We start from the raw sequence: 19,207 nt of genomic DNA, 5'->3' as shown, positions 1-19,207 counted from the left end.
GCCGCCGATGAATTCGCGAAGTGCGCCAGGTACATACCCACGTCCTGACTCGACGAGGGAGAGACCTGATGGCAACTGTGATGATCGACCGCCCGGCTGACGTCGGCGCCCATCGCGGACTGATGCTCGCGGTGTTGCTGCTCGGCCAGTTCATGGCACTGCTGGACACGTCCGTCGTCAATGTCGCGATGCCGACCATCGGCGCCGGCTTCCACGCGTCGGGCGCCTGGCTGCAACTGGTCGTCGGCGGCTACATGGTCGCGTACGCGATGACACTGATCACCGGTGCCCGGCTCGGCGATCTCTACGGCCGCCGCCGGATGTATCTGATCGGCGTCGTGCTGTTCACGCTCGCGTCGCTCGCCTGCGGCCTGGCGCCGGCGATCCTGCCGCTGGTGCTGTTCCGCTTCGCCCAAGGCATGGCAGCGGCCGTGATGGTTCCGCAGATCATCAGCGTGATCCAGACCCACTTCACCGGTCCCGCCCGCGCCAAGGCGCTCTCGGCGTACGGCGCGACCCTGTCCGCCGGCCAGGTGGCCGGTCTGGTCGTCGGCGGCCTGCTCCTCGCCGCGAACCTGTTCGGGTCCCAATGGCGTCCGATCTTCCTGATCAACGTCCCGGTCGGCATCCTCCTCGCGGTCCTCGTGCCCCGGCTGGTGCCGGCCGACGTACCCCGGCCGACGGCTGCGCGTCGGCTCGATCTCACCGGGCTGGCGATCTCGACCTGCGCAGTACTCCTGCTGGTGCTGCCGATGGTGATCGGGCACGAACTCGGCTGGCCGCTGTGGACCTTCGGCTGCTTCGTCGCGGGGCTCGTCCTCGCAGTGGTCTTCGTCCGGGTCGAGCGCCGGGTCGCCGATCCGCTCCTCAACCTCGACGTACTCCGCGCTCGCGGCCTTGCGGCCGGCATCGCGACGCTCACCTGCACGCTGGTGGCCGTCGCGGGGTTCATGTTCAGCTTCACCCTGCATCTGCAGGACGGTCTGGGCGAGTCGGCCCTCCACTCCGGGCTGACCTGGCTCCCCTTCGCCGTCACCTTCGGTGTGGTCGGGTTCTTCTGGCGTTTGCTTCCGACCCGGCTGCATCACCTGGTCGTCCCCGCCGGCCTCGCGCTGTGCATGCTCGGGTACGTCGGTATCGGGCTCACGCAACTCGGCGCCGGCTCGCTCGTATGGCCCGCGCTGGTACTGGCCGGTGCAGGCATGGGCCTGTCCGCCAGCCCGCTCGTCACCCAATCGCTGGTCCACGTCCCCTTCGACAGAGCAGCCGATGCGAGCGGCGTCCTGACCACGACGATCCAGCTGAGCCAGGTCGGCGGCGTCGCGATCTTCGGGACCTTGTTCCTGTCAGGAGGCTCCCTCGCCACGACGAGCTGGTTCCTCGCCTTCACCGCCGCGATCGGCATCGTTGCGGGCAGCTTCCTCGCCCGCAGCCAGGCTTAGAAGACGACGACTGAGCGCAGTACGTCGCCGTGGTGCATCTTGGTGAACGCGGCCTCGACGTCGTCCAGCTGGATCGTCTCGGAGACGAAGCGGTCCAGCGGGAGGCGGCCTTGGAGGTGGAGGTCGATGAGCAGCGGGAAGTCGCGACTCGGCAGGCAGTCGCCGTACCAGCTGGACTTGAGTGAGCCGCCGCGACCGAAGAAGTCGAGCAGCGGCATCTCCAGCTGCATTTCAGGAGTCGGTACGCCGACGAGCACGACCGTCCCGGCGAGGTCGCGCGCGTAGAAGGCCTGCTTCCACGTCTCCGGGCGGCCGACCGCGTCGATCACGACGTCCGCGCCGAACCCGGCGGTCAGCTTCTGCACCGCCTCGACGACTCCGTCGTGGTCGAGGTCCTTGGAGTTGATCGCGTGCGTCGCGCCGAGCTCCTGCGCGACGGTCAGCTTGCGGTCATCGATGTCGATGGCAATGACCTTCGCGGCTCCGGCGAGGCGGGCTCCGACCACGGCCGCCGTACCGACACCGCCCGAACCGATGACCGCCACCGTGTCGCCGCGGCCGACGTTGCCCGTGTTGATCGCGGCACCGAGACCGGCCATCACGCCGCAGCCGAGCAGGCCGGCGACCTCCGGCTTCGCGGCCGGGTCGACCTTCGTGCACTGCCCCGCCGCGACCAGGGTCTTGTCCGCGAACGCGCCGATACCGAGCGCGGGGCTCAGCTCGGTCCCGTCCTTGAGGGTCATCTTCTGCTTGGCGTTGTGCGTGTTGAAGCAGTACCAGGGCCGGCCGCGCAGGCAGGCGCGGCAGTTGCCGCAGACAGCCCGCCAGTTCAGTACGACGAAGTCGCCCGGCGCGATATCCGTGACGCCGTCGCCGACCGACTCCACGATGCCGGCCGCCTCGTGCCCGAGCAGGAAGGGAAAGTCATCGTTGATGCCGCCCTCCCGGTAGTGGAGGTCGGTGTGGCAGACCCCGCAGGCCTGGACCTTCACCACCGCCTCCCCCGGACCCGGATCCGGGATCGTGATCTCCTCGATCGTCACCGGCGCACCCTTGCCCGCCGCCACCACACCACGCACCGTCTGAGCCATTCCCCGAACCTAACCGCCCGGCCCCAGTTCCGTCAGCCCCCTCGGCGTGTACGTAAGAACAGGACGTAGTTGTCTACGTATATGACTTCCCCCGCCTGAGTCCGCTCGCCTCGGGCCCGGTGGACCCCACCACCTCCTGTTCTTACGTACACCTCTGTCCACCGGTCGGGGGACAGTGGGTCAGCCGGGCGGTGCTCCCTCGCGACGGTGCTGGACCGGGAGAGTTGAGGCATGGAGAACGACAACGCAGTGAGGGTGCGCGGCCTCGTCAAGCGATACCCGGACAAGGTCGCGGTCGACGGTGTCGATCTGGACATCCACCGGGGCGAGGTCTTCGCCCTGCTCGGCCCGAACGGGGCCGGTAAGACGACGACCACGGAGATTCTGGAGGGGTATCGCCGGGCCGACGACGGTGAAGTGAGCGTGCTGGGGACGAACCCGGCGCACGGCGACCGGTCCTGGCGGGCACGGCTCGGGATCGTGCTGCAGACCTCGCGTGACGAGGCCGAGTCGACGGTGTTCGAGCTGGTCAACCACTACGCCGGCTACTACCCGAACCCGCGCGACCCCGACGAGGTGATCGCTGCGGTAGGGCTCGAAGAGAAGCGCAAGACCCGCCCGCGCAAGCTGTCCGGCGGTCAGCGCCGCCGGCTCGACGTCGCACTCGGAGTGGTCGGCAACCCGGAGCTGCTGTTCCTGGACGAGCCGACGACCGGGTTCGACCCGGAGGCACGCCGGCAGTTCTGGACGCTGATCGAGGAGCTCCGCACCGAGGGCACCACGATCCTGCTCACCACGCACTACCTGGACGAGGCCGAGCACCTGGCCGACCGGGTCGGCGTGATCGCGGACGGCCGGATGATCGAGATCGGTACGCCGGAAACGCTCGGCGGCCGCGGCGCCCGGACCGCTCGGGTCTCCTGGGCCGACGCCGACGGACCGCACGAACTGCGCACCGACCAGCCGACCGCCGAGGTCGCCGCGCTGATGGCCCGCTTCGGCGGCGAGGTGCCCGAGCTCGAGGTCCGGCGCCCGAGCCTCGAAGACATCTACCTCGAACTCATCGGCAAGGCCACCGCCGCCGCCGACACCGCCGCCGTTGCACTGGAAGCTGGAGCACTCTGATGGCCGACATCAAGACCCTGCCGTCCACCCTCTCGGTAGGCCTGGCCCGGACCAAGCTCGAGGTCCGCGAGTTCTTCCGCGAGCGGGAAGCACTGATCTTCACCTTCTTCTTCCCGATCATCTTCCTCGGCATCTTCTCCGCCGTCTTCGGCAGCACCGACTTCGACGGCGTCAACGCCGCGACCTACTTCACCCCCGGGATGATCGCCTCCGGCATCTTCCTGAGCAGCTTCCAGTCGCTCTCGATCAGCATCGCGCTCGAGCGCGACGAAGGTCTGCTCAAGCGGCTCCGAGGTACGCCGATGCCGCCGCAGTCCTACTTCATCGGCAAGATCGGCCAGGTCCTGATCACCTCGATCTTGCAGATCGCGCTGCTGCTGGCGATCTCCGGCCTGCTACTCGGCGTCGACCTGCCGACCGAGCCGGACCGGTGGCTGAACTTCGTCTGGATCTTCGTCCTCGGCACGGCGTCCGGGTCGGTGCTCGGGATCGCGTTCAGCGTCGTACCGAAGTCCGGCAAGGCCGCGTCCGCGGTGATCACTCCGGTCGTCCTGCTGCTGCAGTTCATGTCCGGTGTGTACTTCGTCTACAGCAGCCTTCCGGCCTGGATGCGCAACGTCGCAGCGGTGTTCCCCTTGAAGTGGCTCGCCCAGGGGATGCGGTCGGTGTTCCTGCCCGACGGGTTCGAGCTGACCGAGCCGGCCAAGTCGTGGCAGCTCGGTACCGGCGCGATCGTGCTCTCGATCTGGCTGGTCGTCGGCCTGTTCCTCGCCCAGCGGGTGTTCCGCTGGACCCGCCGGGACGCGGGCTGATGAACGAGGTCACCGGTACGACGTCGGACCTTCCGGACCGGCGTCGTACCGGGCTGTCTCCCGAGGTCTCCGAGGTGCCTGCGTGGACCGGGCCGCGGGTGTGGATCCTGATGTGGAGGAAGATGGGGTCCGTGCAGAGCTCGAGCGGTGGCGCCGGACAGCCCGTGTGGACCCGGGCGCTGATCGGATGGCACATCGTTTTCTGGGTGCTGCTCGGGATGACGCTGGCGCTGTCGTTCCTCGGCCACCTCGGTGCGGTCCGGCAGGCGGTGTTCGCCGGCACGGTCGTGGTGCTCGGAGCGGCGTACCAGTTCATCGGGCTGCCCGCGATCCGGTCGCGGCGCAGGCTTCCGAGGTACGCGTATCGGCTGGTGCTGATCGCGTCGCTGGTGGTGCTGATCGGGATCTATCCGCAGTCGGTGTTCCTGATGTTCATCGGGTCGGCGCAGATCTGGTTGCTGTGCGAGGACGTCCGCGAAGGGATCGGGCTCAGTCTGCTGCTGGTGCTCGGCGTCGGTACGGCGCAGTTGTGGAGCGCGGGGTGGGGCTGGACGGCGTTCTGGGAGATCCTGCCGTGGATGCTGGTCAGCCTCGTGGTCAGTCTGCTGTTCGGGATCTGGATCGAGAAGGTCATCACGCAGAGTCAGCAGCGCGCCGAGCTGATCGAGCAGCTCGAGGCCGCCCGCGACGAGCTCGCCGAGGCGCACCACAGTGCGGGTGTGATGGCTGAGCGGGAGCGGATGGCGCGGGAGATCCACGACACGCTCGCGCAGGGCATGACGAGCATCGTGATGCTGGCGCAGGCCGCCGCGGTCGAGCTGTCGCGTGGTGCGGATGCTTCCGCGCGGCTGGCGGCGATCGAGGACACCGCCCGGGAGAACTTGGCCGAGGCGCGAGCATTGGTTGCCGCGTTCACCCCGGTTGCGTTGTCGGAGGCAACGTTGACCGAAGTACTGCGTCGGCAGGCGGAGCGGTTCGCGGCCGAGACCGGAGTCGACGTACAGGTCTCGCTGGACCTGCCTGATGATGAGGTCGCGGCGCTGCCGCAGGCGCAGCAGGTGGTGTTGCTGCGGTCGGCGCAGGAGGCGCTGGCCAACGTACGCAAGCATGCGCGGGCGACGCAGGTGCTGATCACGCTCGGGTTGTCGGACGACGGGGTGTGGATCGAGATCCGCGACGACGGGTCCGGGTTCACGCCGGGCGCCGAGTCGGCCGGATTCGGGTTGAACGCGATGCGCGGACGGGTCGAGGAGTCGGGCGGTTCGGTCCAGGTGGAGAGTGCGCCCGGGCGCGGTACGCGAGTGCAGGTGTTGATCCCGGCTGTGCAGGAGGATGCGTGATTCGGGTTGTGGTGGTCGACGATCATCCGGTCGTACGGTCGGGGCTGACCGGGATGTTGTCGGTGACCGAGGACATCTCCGTGGTCGGCGAGGCCGGGGACGGTTCGGAAGCGGTGGCGCTGGTCGAGTCGACGCGGCCCGACGTCGTACTGATGGATCTGCGGATGCCGCGGATGGACGGCGTGACTGCTACCGGGGCGATCGTGTCCGGTTACCCGTCGACCCGGGTGCTGGTGTTGACGACGTACGACACGGACACCGACATCCTGCATGCCGTCGAGGCGGGGGCTGCGGGGTATCTGCTGAAGGACACCCCGCATGCTGAGCTGCTGAACGGGATCCGCGCTGCGGCTCGCGGTGAGACTGTGTTGGCTCCGCCTGTTGCTGCGCGGTTGATGTCTCGCCTGCGTACGCCGGCCGCACCTGCCGCCGCTTCGCCATCGCCGCGCGAGCTGGAGGTGCTGGCCGCCGTCGCCCGGGGTCTCAGCAATGCGGAGATCGGCCGCGAACTGTTCATCGGCGAGGCCACGGTCAAGACCCACCTACAACGCCTCTTCGCCAAACTCGACGTCGACGACCGCACGCGAGCTGTCACTGTGGCTATCGAACGCGGCCTACTGCCGTCGCCTGGCCGCTAGCGCTCGACTCCGCTGTCGTGCGACTGGCCTTCGTAGTGCCGTTGCTGCTGTGCGCTGCCGGCGGGATGTTGCGCTGCCTTGGTCGTTGGATTGCCGGCGACCTGGGCCGTCTTGGCCAGCCGCTTCGCCTCCAGCGCCGCGTTGGACGTCTTGACGGCGTACTCCGTCGACTGCCCGATCTCTTGCCTGCGCGCGGCGACGGTCTCACGCACCTCGCTCCGCAGTGCTGCTGAGGCCCTCGGCTCATCGATTGCGCGAGTGAGCGCCGTCTCGGCATTCTTCGTGATCTGCCGGACGCCCTGCACCTTCTCCAGCAGGTCGCCCGTCCGCTCCGTCCCGCCGTACTCCGGCATGCGATGCAGCGCGTCGGCCTGCTCCAGGGCCGACTGGAGCCGACGCCCGCTGTCGGCCAGGCCGTCACGCAACATCGTTGCATCTTGCAACGTTTCCCGCCCGTCGAGCACCCGCCCTACCCGGTCGAGCGTCTGTTGCGCCAGGTGCATCGCCGTCGCCACCTGATCGGTCCGCCGGTAGATCTCCTCGACGTCGGCCATTCAGCGCCTCTCCTGGTGCCTCTCCTGGTGCCCGTCTTGGTCGGTCTCTGCCTGCTGGTCGTCCGCCAACCTTGCGCGCAGATCCTCGGTCATTCGGCGGACCTTCTCCCGCGCCGCGTGCAACTCTCGCTCCACAGCCTGCTGCGGGGTCTCGCTCCCATTGATTGTCACAATGAGCGTAGACGCGAGACGGGCCGTCGCCGGTTCCTCAGCTTTCTGTGGCGACCTCGTTCGGGATCGCGCCGCCGTACCTGCGGTCGCGCTGCGCGTACAGCTCGATCGCCCGCCACAGGTCCCGGCGGTCGAAGTCCGGCCAGAGAGTGTCGAGGAACACCATCTCGGCGTACGCGAGCTGCCACACCAAGAAGTTGCTCGTCCGCTGCTCCCCCGACGACCGGACGAACAGGTCCACCTCGGGGATGTCCGGCGCGTACAGGTGCCGCGCGATCGTCTTCTCGGTGATCCGGTCCGGCTTGAGCTTGCCCGCGGCAACTTCTGCGGCGATCGACTTCATCGCGTCGGCGATCTCCGCCTGACCGCCGTAGTTCACGCAGAACTGCAGGGTGATGGTGTCGTTGTCCTTGGTCCGCTCCTGCGCGTACTCGAGCTCGTCGATCACCGACTTCCACAACCGCGGCCGCCGCCCGGACCACACCACCCGGACCCCCATCGCATCCAGCTCGTCGCGGCGCCGATGGATCACCTCGCGGTTGAACCCCATCAGGAACCGCACCTCCTCCGGCGACCGCGCCCAGTTCTCCGTCGAGAACGCGTACGCCGAGATGTACTTCACCCCGATCTCGATCCCGCCCTTGATCACATCGAGCAGGCTCGCCTCCCCCGCCTTGTGCCCCTCGGTCCGCGCCAGCCCCCGCTGCTTGGCCCACCGCCCGTTCCCATCCATAACGATCGCCACGTGCCGCGGCACCAGCTCCTTGGGAATCGCAGGCACCCGAGCCCCCGAAGGATGCGCCTCAGGCGCCACCACCACCTTCTTCTCCCCCGAACCCCCCAAAACCCCCCGACCCCGACGACGACCAATAGGCGACATACCCCGCATCCTCCCACCCCCACCCCACCCTCCCTGCAACAACCTGCAACCTGTGGATAACCCACCCCGACGAACACCCTCCGTATGCAACCCTTAACTACCCCCACCCAAGGAGCCCCACCACATGCCCCGCCGACCGGCCCTCACCACCGCCACCGCCGCCCTCTGCGCCCTAACAGCGCTAACCGCGTGCCAAGCCTCCCCCACAGCCGGCCGACCCAACACCACCCCCGCCCCGAACACACCGGCGACGACCACGCCCACAGCAACCGCAACCAGCCCGTCCTCACCGAGCTGGACGCCCGCTGAGCAAGCTGCAATCACGGCGGCGAAGGCCCGTTACATCGCCGCGCGGACGGCAGTGAACAACGCGTTCAAGGATCCGGCAAAGGCCACGACAACGTCGCTGGAAGCCGCAGGCAACGGAGGTACCTGGGTTATCGCAGTCGCTGGACAGCTTGACTTCCAGGTGAAGAACGGCTGGTACCAGACCGGTGACGCGAAGGTCGCTTCACTTGACGTCCAGTCGGTGAACCTCGAACTCGAGCAGCCGGAGGTCAGGCTCACGAGTTGCATCGACAGCTCGCAAGTCGTGAATCGCTATCACTCCAACAGCAAGCCGATTCCGGTGGTGTCCGACAACGGCGATCGCCATCGCTTCGAGTCGCGCCTCGTTTACGCGAACAGCGCAATGACCGGGCGAAAGCTGTGGTTCCTGGTCGACGAGAAGACGACCAAGACATGCTGAGACTCCTCACCCGGTGGATTGCGCCGTTACCCACTTTGCTCTTATTGATCTCGGCCCCGAATGCCGGCATCGATGCAATCGCATCTCCAACACCCGCACCGCACCTGCAGAAGGTATGCGACATCTTCGGAAGGTGCCAGTTCATTCCTTCGTCATCCGTGCAGGATCCAGGAAAGACCGGGACTCCAGGAGACGACGGTCAGGGAGGAAAGCAGGTCAAGCGCATCTGCGAGTTCAATGGTGCCGCACAAGCATGCACATCCAAGCTGGGAAACTGGTCGAACGGTCAGCAGTGCTACATGAGGCGGGAAGAACCACCGCCGCCGTTCACGGACGCGCGATGGCAGGGTCACACGGACGGCAGCATCTGGGCATGCGTTCGGCAGCAGGGGTACGCCGACGGCGAGCACCTCGTGACCAAATGGGTGTGGCTCCCAGGTGAGCCAGATACGGTCGTTATCGACCCAGTGACCCTCGCGTACCGCGCCGTTGCAGAGATGCAGCTTGCACCGCCGATAATCCGGACAGCGCCCGGTGCAGGCCAGATCGGACTTGTGAACATGCCGGTGTGGCTATGGGTAACGAAGACGGAGAACACCTGGGGCCCGATCGAGCGCAGCGCGAGCGTGCCCGGGTTATCAGTGACGGCCAAAGCGCAGGTGACTGCAATCGATTGGACCCTCGGCGACGGAACGATGATCCGATGCGAGGGGCCGGGCACGCCGTACACAAACGCGATGGGTGTAAAGGACTCGCCAGACTGTGGCCACCGGTACAAGATGACCTCCCGACAGCTGCCCAACTGCAAGTACCCGGTCGCAGCGACCGCGCAATGGAAGATCACTTGGGAAAGCACAGGCGGCGACAACGGGGAGATCGACCTGACTCAGCGAGCCGCAACCCAACTACGCATCGGAGAGGCTGTGCCGGTGCTGGTTGATCCGGATGGCGGTGACGCGGTCGCGCCGACGAAGGACGGGTGTTGAGGCATCCACCCGGGTCGACCTTGAACTCGAGAGCGGAAACCAGCATCTGCTCCGCGGATTGCTGCTTCCTGGCGTAGCCATGCTTGCCCTTGCGGAGCGCCGCGTCGGCCCACCTGTGTGAAGGTTTGAAGCGTAGTCGCTCCAATCCATCTGGCGCGGCAGGTCGATGCCTATTTGGCACGCGGACCGTCGCTGGACCGCCGGACCCAGCCACGCACCCAACTCGCCTATCTATCTTCTCCTTCTTTTCTTCTTTGGGTTTTTGCTTTTCTTCTCTGAGGGGTTCTGAATAGCCCTCTGTCTTTCCTTTGTTTCTTAGGAGGTCAGGTCTAGGTGGGGTAGGGAGCGGAGTTGGTTTTCTTGGTGGTAGGTGAAGAAGGCGGCTATTAGGCCGGTGGATTCTCGGCGGGTTCGGGGGTCGGCTTTTAGGGCGGTGGGCCAGTCGCCGGTGAGGAGGGCGGCTAGGTGGGCGACGGTGGTGGGGGCGGGCATGGCTGAGGCTGGGGGGCGGCAGGTGGTGCAGACCATGCCGCCGGAGGCGGGGTTGAAGGCTCGGTGTGGGCCTGGTTCGCCGCAGCGGGCGCAGTCGTCGAAGGACGGGGCGTAGCCGGAGATCGCCAGGGAGCGGAGGAGGAACGAGTCGAGGACGAGGCCTGGTTCGCGTTCGCCGGTGGAGAGGACTCTTAGGGCGCCGGCCAGCAGGAGGTGGTGCTGGGTGGCGGGTTCCTTTTCTTCGACTACGAGGCGGTCGGCGGTCTCGAGGAGGACGGTGCCGGTGGTGTACCGGGCGTAGTCGCCGACGATGCCCTCGCCGTACGCCGCGATCGACTCGGCCTGCGTGACTACGTCGAGTGTCCGGCCGGTGGCGAGTTGGAGGTCGACGTGGCTGAACGGTTCGAGGCGCGCGCCGAAGCGGGACGACGTACGGCGGACTCCTTTGGCGACCGCGCGGACCTTGCCGTTGGCGCGGGTCAGGAGCGTGGCGATGCGGTCCGCTTCACCCAGCTTCTGGGTGCGCAGCACGATCGCCTGATCCCGGTAGAGCGGCACCGCACCAGTCTCTCACTGAGCGCGGACATACTCCTCGAACCCGGTCGGTTCGACGCCGGTGATGTCGCGTACGGCGGTGGACACCTGGCTGAGCTCGCCGCTGGCGATGGCGGCGTACGACGTGACCCAGCCGGCCACCTCCCACGCTGGGGCGCCGTAGGACTCGCGGGAGCGGAAGGCCTCGTCGAGCGTCTCCGGCTCGTAGCGGACCTTGCGGCCCCAGACGTCGGTCAACACCGCAGCCGCCTCGGACAGCGTGAACGCGCGGGGCCCGGTCAGGTCGTACGTCGCACCCGCGTGATCGCCGGACCCAGCACCCGAGCCCGCCGAGCGCAGCACCGTGGCTGCTACGGCGGCTACGTCGTCTCGGGAGATGGCTGCTACTCGGCCGTCGCCGGCTGGGCCGCGGATTACGCCGTCTTCGCCTACGCCTCCGGAGACGAAGTCGAGGTACAGGTTGTCGCGGAGGAAGGTGAACTCGACGCCGGTCGAGCGGATGTGTTGCTCGGTGTGCCAGTGGTCGCGCGCGAACGTGAACGTCGCGCCCGGCGACGCGCCCACGAACGACGTGTAGACGATCCGCCGCACCCCAGCCGCGACCGCCGCGTCGACGGTTGCCTTGTGCAACGCCACCCGGTCGGCCGACTCCGTTGCGCTCAGCAACATCAGTACGTCGACCCCGTCCAGCGCGTTGAGCAGCGCCCCATGCTCGCCGTACGCCGCCTGCACGACCGACGCACCGGGCACCGACGGAGCCCGGCCCGGGTCGCGCACGATCAACCGCAGCGGTACGCCGGCCAACCGCGCCACGATCCGGGAACCGAGCTGGCCGGTCGACCCGGTGACACCGATCACTTGCCCACCAGACCCATCCCGCTGTCGGTGTACCGCTGCCCGGCGACTGCGTCCGGCGGGAACGCCTCGTCCAAGGCGGCCAACTCCGGAGCCGACAACTCGACGTCCAGAGCGCCGAGGTTCTCGGCCAGGTACGTCCGCCGCTTCGTCCCCGGAATGGGCACCACATCATTGCCCTGAGCAAGCAACCAGGCGAGCGCCAGCTGCCCCGGCGTCACACCCTTCGCGGCAGCCAAGGCCTGCACCTGCGCGACCAGGTCGAGATTGCGCTGGAAGTTCGCCCCCTGGAACCGAGGCAACCCACGCCGCATGTCATCTGAAGGGAAGTCCGCCTCCGACTTGATCTGCCCGGTCAGGAACCCGCGACCGAGCGGGCTGAACGGCACGAACCCGACACCGAGCTCCCGCAGCGTCGGCAGTACGACGGTCTCCGGGTCGCGCGTCCACAACGACCACTCACTCTGTACGGCGGTGATCGGATGTACGGCGTGTGCCGCCCGCACGGTGTCGCCGTTGACCTCGGACAGCCCGATGTACCGGACCTTGCCCGCCTCGACCATCGAAGCCATCGCCCCGACGGTCTCCTCGATCGGCACGGCCGGGTCGCGCCGGTGCAGGTACCACAGATCGACATGGTCGACGCCGAGCCGCCGCAACGACGCATCCAAGGCCTCCCGCGCATAAGCAGGCGAGCCGTCGACAACGGTCGGCACAACAGCGTCAGCAGACGGCCGCTTGAAGCCGAACTTCGTCGCGAGCACCACCTCGTCGCGCCGCCCCGCCAGCGCGCGGCCGACGAGCTCCTCGTTCTCGCCGTCGCCGTACACGTCGGCGGTGTCGATGAAGGTACAGCCGGCGTCGATCGCCGCGTGCAGCGTCGCGATCGACTCGGAGTCGTCGGCGCGGACGCCGTACGACTGGGACATCCCCATGCAGCCGAGGCCGAGGGCGGAAACGGTCAGGTCACCGAGCTGGGATTCACGCATGTCCCGAACCTACCGCCGGGACGCGCCGACCGGGGCACGGGGCAGCAGGAGGTGAGACATGTTCCTGCCTAGACAACATTAATGTGACATTTTGCCGCCACGAGGCACAAAAGCCGCAACATTCCATATCTTCGGCTGGCACGAGCGAGCTGCAAAGGGGTGGACATGTTCCTGCGTCGGGCGCTGCGGTACCGCTGGGCACAGGCCCTGGTACTGACCGGCATCAGCCTGTTGATCGGCGCCTGCGCCGTCTTCGGGCCGTGGTTCGCCCGCGCCGTCGAGCAGACCGTGATGACCGAGACGCTGTCCGGCCAGAGCCTGCCGGCGTCCTGGTTGCTCGCCTCACCGGGCCCGCAGGTCGGCGTCAGCACCCGCCCGGAGGACCTCGACAAGCTCCTCCCCGATGATCTGAAGCCGCTCTTCACCCGTCCGCTGCACGGCATCTACAACGACATCGGCTGGAGCATCCCGGACAGCCCTTCGCCCGGCGCTCGCCTGCGCTGGCGGGACGGGTACTGCGCCCAACTCAACGTCACCGAGGGCCGCTGCCCGCAGGCGGCGAACGAGGTCATCGCCTCCACGGTCGACAAGACGACCTGGGACTTCCGCCTCGGTACCACCATGGCCGCGACGCCCACCGACATCGGCAAAGGCGGCGGCAAGCTCACCATCGTCGGCTTCTACCAGCCCAAGGAAGCGCGCGGCGACTTCTGGTACGGCGACTATCCGACCGGCCACTCGCATACGCCGGCCGACAAGGATCCAGGCGCCGCCAACGAGTTCTTCACCGACAGCTCGACCTTCGCCGGGAACAAGTGGACGCAGCGGGTCACATCGGACTTCCGGCCGATCCCCGGCGTGGCCCGGCTCGGCGACCTGGATCGCCTCAAGGAGGCGACCGAGACCGTCAACGGCAACGCCCGGGAGATCGGCGTCGCCGCGCAGAACACGTCCTCGCTGGCCACTCTCGTCGACCAGATCCAGGCGGAGCGCAAGCAGGCGACCACGATCATCCCGCTGGTGATGGTGCAGGTCGCGCTCTTCGCGGTCGTCGTACTGGCGCTCGCCCTGGCGGCTGTGGTCGACCAGCGGCGCCCTGAGATCGCGCTGTCCCGCCTGCGTGGATCGTCCGCGAGGCGGACCCAGCGTGCCCTCTGCATCGAACTCGGCCTGCCCGTCCTCGTCGGCACCTTGCTGGGCGGCGTCGCGGGCTTCGCGTTGCTGCTGATCGTCCGCGCGACCTGGCTGCGGTACGGCGCACCGATCGAGCTGCCCTGGACGGTCCCGGCAGCGCTCGCGGTTGCCGTCGTACTCGCGCTGATCGTCGTGGTGCTCCAGGTCCGAGGCACTGTCCGGCAGTCGATCTCCAACCTGCTCCGGCGCGTCCTCCCGCTCCGCCGCGGCCGGACGATCGGCGTCGCCGACCTGTGCATCATCGTGTTCGCCGTGGCCGGACTGATTGCTGCGCTCACCGGTGACGGTCGCGGCCCGCTCCCGGTCCTCACGCCCGCGCTGCTCGGGCTCGCGGCCGGTCTGATCTTCGCGCACCTACTGCTGCCGACAGCCGGGCTGATCAGCCGCAGCGCGCTCCGCAAAGGGACGCTCGGCCTCGCGCTCGGCGCACTGCAGATCTCCCGCCGGCCGGCCGTGACCCGGATCGTCGCCGCCGTCGCGGTCGCCGCCGCGCTCCTCACGTTCGCCGGCCAGGCCTCGTCGATCGCCGCCACGAACCGCGAGACCCGATCCGGCTACGAGACCGGCGCCGAGGGCGTACTGCGGATGAATTCCCTGTACCTGGGTTCGTTCCTGCAAACCATCAACCAGATCGACCCGGACCGGCACTGGCTCACCCCGGTCGTGATCGCCCGGCCGCCCTCCCCCGACACGCTCCAGACCGAGATGATCGAGCCGGACAGTTTCCGCCGGGTCGCGTTCCAGGGCGATCAGCTCACCGACGCGCAAGGCTGGCAGACGTTGCAGGCGCCGAGCGACCTCGCCCCGCTCGCGTTCCGTAGCTCGCAACTGACGGCCACGGTCTCGGTGGACGGGATCAAGCCGCTCATCAGCCGCGCCGCGAACGGCGACAAGATCGACGGCGGTACGCCGAAGTCCGTCGTCCTGCGCGCGAACGTGGTCAGTCACCGCGACGGATCCCGCTTCCTGGTCTCGTTCCCGCCGATCCGGTTCCCGTCGACCAAGCCCGTCGTACTGAAGGCCGACGTGGACTGCCTCGGCGGCTGCGACCTGCTGCGGCTCGGCATCGGCCGCGAGGCGCTCGACCCGGCCGGTGTCCAAGGCAACGTTGTGATCAGCAACATCTCCAGCGACGACCACCCGACGATTGCCCTGGGCAAGGCGGAATCCTGGCAGACCGTCCCGCAGCTCGGCTCCGACCAGAGCTCGATTGCGGCCAAGCCGGGCGGTGCGTTGACGATCGCGATGAAGAGCTTCGGCACCGACATGTACGTGCAGTACGCGACGGTGCCGCCCGTCGTGCCCGCGCTGGTCACCCCGGAGTACCACTGGGTCGACGGTGCTACCACCACCCCGGCGGCCGACGGCAGCCCGATGACCCTGGCCCGGATCGACCGGCTCACCGGGCCCGTCAACCGGTACAGCGAGCACACCGCGGTGGTCGATCTCGAGACGGTACGGCGGCTCGGCGGTGTCGTGGACGAAGCTGGCACCGACTTCGAGCTCTGGCTGAACAAGGACGGGCTGGCGAACGTCGACACGATCACCGGCAAGCTCGCCCAGGCCGGGTACAACGCCGACCTGGTGGATCGCCGGGACGACCGGATCGCGGCGTACGGGCGTTCGGCGAGCGCGCTCGCGTTACAGCTGACGCCGGTGGTCGGCATCGCGGCGTGGGTGCTGGCGCTCGTCGTACTGCTGCTGACCGTCGTGACGTCGTGGCGGTCGCGGGCGCAGGACTACGCGAGCCTGAAGATCACCGGCGTACCGGCGAGCGCGACCGGCCGAGCCGCACGCTGGGAGCAGACCGGGCCGGTCGCATTGGCCGTCCTGCTCGGGACGATCTGCGGGCTGGTGGGCGCGCACGTCGCGCTGCCGCTGATACCGCTGTTCGCCACGAGCAGCGGCGCGGTGCCTCTCGACCTCGGCATCAGCTGGCCGGTCGCAGTGATCCTCTGGGCCGGAGGTACGGCGATCCTCGCAACCGCGACGCTGTTCCTCGGCAGCGGCGTCAACAGACGCTCCACCTACAACCGGATCCGGGAGGAGCTGACGTGACAGTGCTGAATGCCGCGACTCCGTCGCGGGGGCTCGCGATCAGTACGACGGGACTCGTGCACATCTACCGTGCGCACGGCCATGACGTCGCCGCGCTGTCCGGGATCGGGATCACCGTCCGGCCGGGCGAGCTGGTCGGGCTGCTCGGGCCGTCCGGTGCCGGGAAGTCGACGTTGCTGCAACTGTGCGGCGGTCTGCTCACGCCGAGCGCCGGCCGGCTGCAGGTCGGCGAGCATAACGTCGCCACAATGACCGACACCGAGCTGGACCGGATGCGGTCCGGTGACGTCGGCATCGTGCTCCAAGGTGCCGGACGCAACCTGATCCCGTACCTCACCCCGGCCGACAACATCCGCTACGCCCAGCAGGCCGCGCCCGATGAGCGCGACCTGCCCACGCCGGAGACCATCCTCGAACTCGTTGGCCTAGGCAACCATGCGGCCACACCTCTGTCCCAGTTGACACCTGGCCAGGTCCAGCTGTGTGCCGTTGCCGTCGGCATCGCAACACTTCCCGGCCTGCTGCTCGCCGACGAACCGACCAGCCAGCTCGACCACCACGCCCGTGACGAGGTCCTCGCGGCACTCCGCACGATCAACTCGGAGACCGGGATGACCGTCCTGCTCGTGACGCACGACCCCGAAGTCGCCGCCACCCTCCCGCGCACGATCACGATCCGCGACGGCCGGATCGCCTCCGAGGGCAGATCCGGTGAGGAGTACGCCGTGGTCGCGGTCGACGGATCGTTGCCGCTGCCACCGCATGTGGCCGAGCTGTTGCCGGCCGGAACGCTCGTCCAGGTCACGACCGACGACGGCGTCATCCGGCTCACCCCCGTGGAGCAGGAGGGGAACCAGTGATCAACGTCAGCCAGGTGACCGTGCGGTACGGCGAGTTGACCGCGGTGTCCGACGTGTCGTTCACCGTTCCGCCGGGGTTCGTGCTCGCGGTCAGCGGGCCGTCGGGGGCAGGTAAGAGTTCGTTGCTGTGGGCAATCGCCGGCGCGGTGCCGGTGGCGAAGGGCCAGGTCGAGATCGACGGGCTGGTGATCGCCGACCGTCCGGCGGCGGCCGCGCACGGCGTCGTACTGATCCCGCAGGGCAATGGACTCGCGCGAGTGCTGACCGCGCGCGAGAACCTGTCGCTCCCCTTGCTGGCCGAGCGTAAGCCGGGTGACGAGGTGGAACGGACGATCGAGCAGGCGCTCGCGGGCGTCGGGCTCGAGGAGAGCGGCGACCACCTGGTCGAGGAGCTGTCCGGCGGCGAGCAGCAGCGCGTCGCGGTCGCTCGCGGGATCGCCCAGCAGGGCCGGGTGATCCTTGCCGACGAGTCGACCAGCGAACTCGACAGCACCAACCGCGAGCGCGTCCTCGACCTGCTGCACGAGGAAGCCCGCCGCGGCGCGGCCGTTGTAATCGCCACCCACGACCCGAATGTCGCGGACAGCGCCGACGGCCACGCCGTGATGGACGAGGGCCACCTCAGCTGGCTACGGCGCCTCTGACCGGTACGGCGACCAGCGTCGGGTCGAGCTGGATCCTCACGATCCCGACCTGCTCGAGCATGTCGTGGAGGGCGTCTTCCGAAACACGCATGAAGTCCTGGGCACCGGAAGCCGCGCGGAGCTGGTCCAGCGAGCTGAAGGCGATGCCGACGTGGAGTCCGTCGGGCAGCCGTCCGGTCTGGAGGGTGGCGATATCGCCGACGCAGCGGACGGGGACGAACCAATCATTGGTATGTCGAGTGCTCACACTTCGAAGCTAGGCCGTTTTGTTGCCCGCATCCCCTGTTCTCACGGGGTTCGAACAGGTTTCTCACAGACCCAATTGCGTCGGCGTGGTCGGCGGGCCGGCCGACAGGAGGCGGTCGATCAGGGTCGGCAGGTCACGCGGGGCGAAGCGACCCTCGTGAGCGTTCAATTCGGCGAGGGTCCACCACTTCATCGCGTGGACGTTCTCAGCGCGCAGCTCGGCAGCGCTGAGAGTCCCGGCCGGGTCGAACGCCTCCGTGCGGATCAGGAAGTAGTCGTTGAGCACGCCGTCGTACCCGGTGGCGTGGCCCTCGGCAACGACTTCCTGATGCCACAGGTGCACCGGATCGGCGAAGTCGCGCAGGCCCACCTCCTCCACGAGCTCACGGCGCAGTCCTTCCAACACAGTCTCGCCAGGCTCGAGACCGCCGCCGGGCGTCGCCCACAACGGGCCGTCGTCGAACTCGAAGCGAACCAGCAGGATGCGCTCGTCCTCATCCACAATGACCGCACGAGCCGCCGGGCGCAGGCTCGGCAGGCGCAGCTCCAGCTCGCGGTGCTCCTCGACCGCGCGGAAGCCGAACCGGGCGTTGACCTTGCGCATCGGGGCGTTCGACAGCGCGGTCCAGGTGTGCAGGAAGCGTTGCGTCGTACGGTGCTTCGCCAGTTGCTCGAGGTTCGCCAGCTTCAAGTGGGTGCCGAGGTTGTGGCCGCGGTGCTCCCGCAGTACGAGCGTGTCGTCCTGCTGGGCGTGCTCGGCGTCGGCGCGCGGCAGGTAGAGCAACGTGTACCCCGCCGGCTTGCCGTCAAGAGTGTGCGCCATCGTCACGAGCGCAAGGTAGTTGCGGTCGATCCGCGCCTCGCTCGCCTCGAGCTTGTCGACCGTCCACGGGACAAGCTCGCGGGTCATGCCACCGGTCGGCACGTCCAGGTCCATCGCGGTGTGCAGATCGGCGTACGCCTGCTGATGCTCCGGCGGGCACACGCCCGCCCAAGAGGTCAGCTGGTAACCGTTCAGCCGCCCCGCCGACTCGCGCAGCTCGTCGAGCCGCAGGTCGTCGTACGGCAGCGGTACGACGAGATGCTCCTCGACGTGCTCCACCTCGAAGCCGAGCCGCTCCGCGAACGCGGCACCCGCCCAGGGCTCACACGGGACGCCGAGCTCCGTCTGGACAATGGTCCGCCCGAGCTGGGCCGAGCGCGTGACGGCCCACTGCCACAGCGCAGTACCGATCCCGCGCCGCCGGTGCTCCGCCGGCACGTCGATCTCGACCTCGACCGTGTCGAGGTTGTCGGTCCGCCGGTACTCGAACAGCATGCCGCCGAGCACCCGGTCGTCCTCGAACGCAGCCACCGCGATCCGCTGCTTCAGCGGGCTGGGGTTGCGCAGCGAGTAGCCGAGCGTCTCACGCCCTGCCACCAGCGCAGCCTTCCGGCCGGCGACCGCGCCGGCCCGGAAGGCGTCGTACCACTCGTCGAACAAGGCCAGGTCGGCCGGGTCGATCTCGCGAACGAAGATCACCCGGC

18 protein-coding genes are annotated in these 19,207 nt (G+C 68.2%); 10 read left to right on the top strand and 8 right to left on the bottom strand.

The window, feature by feature from the left end; all coding sequences use genetic code 11:
* Positions 1 to 68: 68 nt before the first annotated feature.
* Positions 69 to 1,442, top strand: a complete 1,374-nt coding sequence (locus ACQPYH_RS14015; RefSeq protein WP_432891042.1) for an MFS transporter — start codon at positions 69 to 71, stop codon at positions 1,440 to 1,442.
* Here ACQPYH_RS14015 and ACQPYH_RS14010 read toward each other — a convergent pair.
* Complete coding sequence (locus ACQPYH_RS14010) at positions 1,439 to 2,533, bottom strand: S-(hydroxymethyl)mycothiol dehydrogenase (RefSeq protein WP_432891039.1); 1,095 nt, start codon at positions 2,531 to 2,533, stop codon at positions 1,439 to 1,441. The genes ACQPYH_RS14015 and ACQPYH_RS14010 overlap by 4 nt on opposite strands.
* Before the next feature lie 231 nt (positions 2,534 to 2,764).
* Here ACQPYH_RS14010 and ACQPYH_RS14005 point away from each other — a divergent pair, with 231 nt between their 5' ends.
* The 4 genes from ACQPYH_RS14005 to ACQPYH_RS13990 are packed head-to-tail and all read left to right on the top strand — an operon-like array spanning position 2,765 to position 6,448.
* Positions 2,765 to 3,658, top strand: a complete 894-nt coding sequence (locus ACQPYH_RS14005) for an ABC transporter ATP-binding protein (protein ID WP_432891038.1) — start codon at positions 2,765 to 2,767, stop codon at positions 3,656 to 3,658.
* Positions 3,658 to 4,470, top strand: a complete 813-nt coding sequence (locus tag ACQPYH_RS14000; protein ID WP_432891036.1) for an ABC transporter permease — start codon at positions 3,658 to 3,660, stop codon at positions 4,468 to 4,470. The genes ACQPYH_RS14005 and ACQPYH_RS14000 overlap by 1 nt, the downstream gene beginning before the upstream one ends.
* A complete protein-coding gene (locus tag ACQPYH_RS13995; RefSeq protein WP_432891033.1) occupies positions 4,470 to 5,810 on the top strand; it encodes a sensor histidine kinase in 1,341 nt (446 codons plus the stop codon). Before ACQPYH_RS14000 ends, ACQPYH_RS13995 begins: the two co-directional genes overlap by 1 nt.
* A complete protein-coding gene (locus ACQPYH_RS13990) occupies positions 5,807 to 6,448 on the top strand; it encodes a response regulator (RefSeq protein WP_432891031.1) in 642 nt (213 codons plus the stop codon). The genes ACQPYH_RS13995 and ACQPYH_RS13990 overlap by 4 nt, the downstream gene beginning before the upstream one ends.
* On the opposite strand, the gene ACQPYH_RS13985 is transcribed toward ACQPYH_RS13990, so the two are convergent.
* Together ACQPYH_RS13985 and ACQPYH_RS13980 are read right to left on the bottom strand one after the other, a co-directional pair.
* Entirely contained in the window at positions 6,445 to 7,002 is a 558-nt protein-coding gene (locus tag ACQPYH_RS13985; RefSeq protein ID WP_432891030.1) for a hypothetical protein, read from the bottom strand. The two genes, ACQPYH_RS13990 and ACQPYH_RS13985, sit on opposite strands and share 4 nt — an antisense overlap.
* A 208-nt stretch (positions 7,003 to 7,210) precedes the next feature.
* Entirely contained in the window at positions 7,211 to 8,053 is an 843-nt protein-coding gene (locus ACQPYH_RS13980) for an isoprenyl transferase (protein WP_432891028.1), read from the bottom strand.
* 361 nt (positions 8,054 to 8,414) lie between these two features.
* Here ACQPYH_RS13980 and ACQPYH_RS13975 point away from each other — a divergent pair, with 361 nt between their 5' ends.
* Positions 8,415 to 8,801, top strand: a complete 387-nt coding sequence (locus ACQPYH_RS13975) for a hypothetical protein (RefSeq protein ID WP_432891025.1) — start codon at positions 8,415 to 8,417, stop codon at positions 8,799 to 8,801.
* Positions 8,795 to 9,787: a hypothetical protein gene (locus ACQPYH_RS13970; RefSeq protein WP_432891022.1), complete on the top strand. Its 993-nt coding sequence runs from the start codon at positions 8,795 to 8,797 to the stop codon at positions 9,785 to 9,787. Before ACQPYH_RS13975 ends, ACQPYH_RS13970 begins: the two co-directional genes overlap by 7 nt.
* A gap of 315 nt (positions 9,788 to 10,102) precedes the next feature.
* Here the strand turns inward: ACQPYH_RS13970 and recO are convergent, their stop codons facing one another.
* Genes recO through ACQPYH_RS13955 form a run of 3 tightly spaced genes read right to left on the bottom strand, consistent with a single transcriptional unit; the run spans position 10,103 to position 12,678 of the window.
* On the bottom strand, positions 10,103 to 10,837 hold the full coding sequence (recO, locus tag ACQPYH_RS13965) for a DNA repair protein RecO (protein WP_130447122.1): 735 nt from the start codon (positions 10,835 to 10,837) through the stop codon (positions 10,103 to 10,105).
* Positions 10,838 to 10,849: 12 nt separating this feature from the next.
* Positions 10,850 to 11,692 carry an SDR family oxidoreductase gene (locus tag ACQPYH_RS13960; RefSeq protein ID WP_432891019.1) on the bottom strand — a complete coding sequence of 281 codons (843 nt, stop codon included), beginning with the start codon at positions 11,690 to 11,692 and terminating at the stop codon, positions 10,850 to 10,852.
* Positions 11,689 to 12,678 carry an aldo/keto reductase gene (locus ACQPYH_RS13955; protein WP_432891017.1) on the bottom strand — a complete coding sequence of 330 codons (990 nt, stop codon included), beginning with the start codon at positions 12,676 to 12,678 and terminating at the stop codon, positions 11,689 to 11,691. Before ACQPYH_RS13955 ends, ACQPYH_RS13960 begins: the two co-directional genes overlap by 4 nt.
* 165 nt (positions 12,679 to 12,843) lie before the next feature.
* On the opposite strand from ACQPYH_RS13955, the gene ACQPYH_RS13950 reads away from it, so the two are divergent.
* From ACQPYH_RS13950 to ACQPYH_RS13940, 3 genes are read left to right on the top strand one after another with little or no spacing between them, the layout of a single operon-like run.
* Complete coding sequence (locus tag ACQPYH_RS13950; RefSeq protein ID WP_432891015.1) at positions 12,844 to 15,930, top strand: FtsX-like permease family protein; 3,087 nt, start codon at positions 12,844 to 12,846, stop codon at positions 15,928 to 15,930.
* The gene (locus ACQPYH_RS13945) at positions 15,927 to 16,790 is read left to right on the top strand and encodes an ABC transporter ATP-binding protein (RefSeq protein ID WP_432891013.1); all 864 of its coding nucleotides are present in this window, start codon (positions 15,927 to 15,929) and stop codon (positions 16,788 to 16,790) included. The genes ACQPYH_RS13950 and ACQPYH_RS13945 overlap by 4 nt, the downstream gene beginning before the upstream one ends.
* Entirely contained in the window at positions 16,787 to 17,434 is a 648-nt protein-coding gene (locus tag ACQPYH_RS13940) for an ATP-binding cassette domain-containing protein (RefSeq protein WP_432891010.1), read from the top strand. The genes ACQPYH_RS13945 and ACQPYH_RS13940 overlap by 4 nt, the downstream gene beginning before the upstream one ends.
* Here ACQPYH_RS13940 and ACQPYH_RS13935 read toward each other — a convergent pair.
* Together ACQPYH_RS13935 and ACQPYH_RS13930 are read right to left on the bottom strand one after the other, a co-directional pair.
* Positions 17,412 to 17,681, bottom strand: a complete 270-nt coding sequence (locus ACQPYH_RS13935; protein WP_432891007.1) for an SAV_915 family protein — start codon at positions 17,679 to 17,681, stop codon at positions 17,412 to 17,414. The genes ACQPYH_RS13940 and ACQPYH_RS13935 overlap by 23 nt on opposite strands.
* A 63-nt stretch (positions 17,682 to 17,744) precedes the next feature.
* Entirely contained in the window at positions 17,745 to 19,202 is a 1,458-nt protein-coding gene (locus ACQPYH_RS13930; protein WP_432891005.1) for a GNAT family N-acetyltransferase, read from the bottom strand.
* Positions 19,203 to 19,207: the final 5 nt, after the last annotated feature.

Source organism: Kribbella sp. CA-245084, assembly GCF_050942355.1.
Taxonomy (GTDB): Bacteria; Actinomycetota; Actinomycetes; order Propionibacteriales; family Kribbellaceae; genus Kribbella.
The sequence above is the reverse complement of the archived record's forward strand: the minus strand, read 5'-3'. Positions and strand labels throughout refer to the sequence as shown.

What these genes read in the sequence shown, in the direction of transcription:
- ACQPYH_RS14000 (WP_432891036.1), top strand. Translation starts at nt 3,658, where the DNA reads ATGGCCGACATCAAGACCCTGCCGTCCACCCTCTCGGTAGGCCTGGCC.
- ACQPYH_RS13985 (WP_432891030.1), bottom strand. Translation starts at nt 7,002, where the DNA reads ATGGCCGACGTCGAGGAGATCTACCGGCGGACCGATCAGGTGGCGACG.
- ACQPYH_RS13955 (WP_432891017.1), bottom strand. Translation starts at nt 12,678, where the DNA reads ATGCGTGAATCCCAGCTCGGTGACCTGACCGTTTCCGCCCTCGGCCTC.
- ACQPYH_RS13970 (WP_432891022.1), top strand. Translation starts at nt 8,795, where the DNA reads ATGCTGAGACTCCTCACCCGGTGGATTGCGCCGTTACCCACTTTGCTC.
- ACQPYH_RS14010 (WP_432891039.1), bottom strand. Translation starts at nt 2,533, where the DNA reads ATGGCTCAGACGGTGCGTGGTGTGGTGGCGGCGGGCAAGGGTGCGCCG.
- ACQPYH_RS14015 (WP_432891042.1), top strand. Translation starts at nt 69, where the DNA reads ATGGCAACTGTGATGATCGACCGCCCGGCTGACGTCGGCGCCCATCGC.
- ACQPYH_RS13995 (WP_432891033.1), top strand. Translation starts at nt 4,470, where the DNA reads ATGAACGAGGTCACCGGTACGACGTCGGACCTTCCGGACCGGCGTCGT.
- ACQPYH_RS14005 (WP_432891038.1), top strand. Translation starts at nt 2,765, where the DNA reads ATGGAGAACGACAACGCAGTGAGGGTGCGCGGCCTCGTCAAGCGATAC.
- ACQPYH_RS13950 (WP_432891015.1), top strand. Translation starts at nt 12,844, where the DNA reads ATGTTCCTGCGTCGGGCGCTGCGGTACCGCTGGGCACAGGCCCTGGTA.
- ACQPYH_RS13980 (WP_432891028.1), bottom strand. Translation starts at nt 8,053, where the DNA reads ATGTCGCCTATTGGTCGTCGTCGGGGTCGGGGGGTTTTGGGGGGTTCG.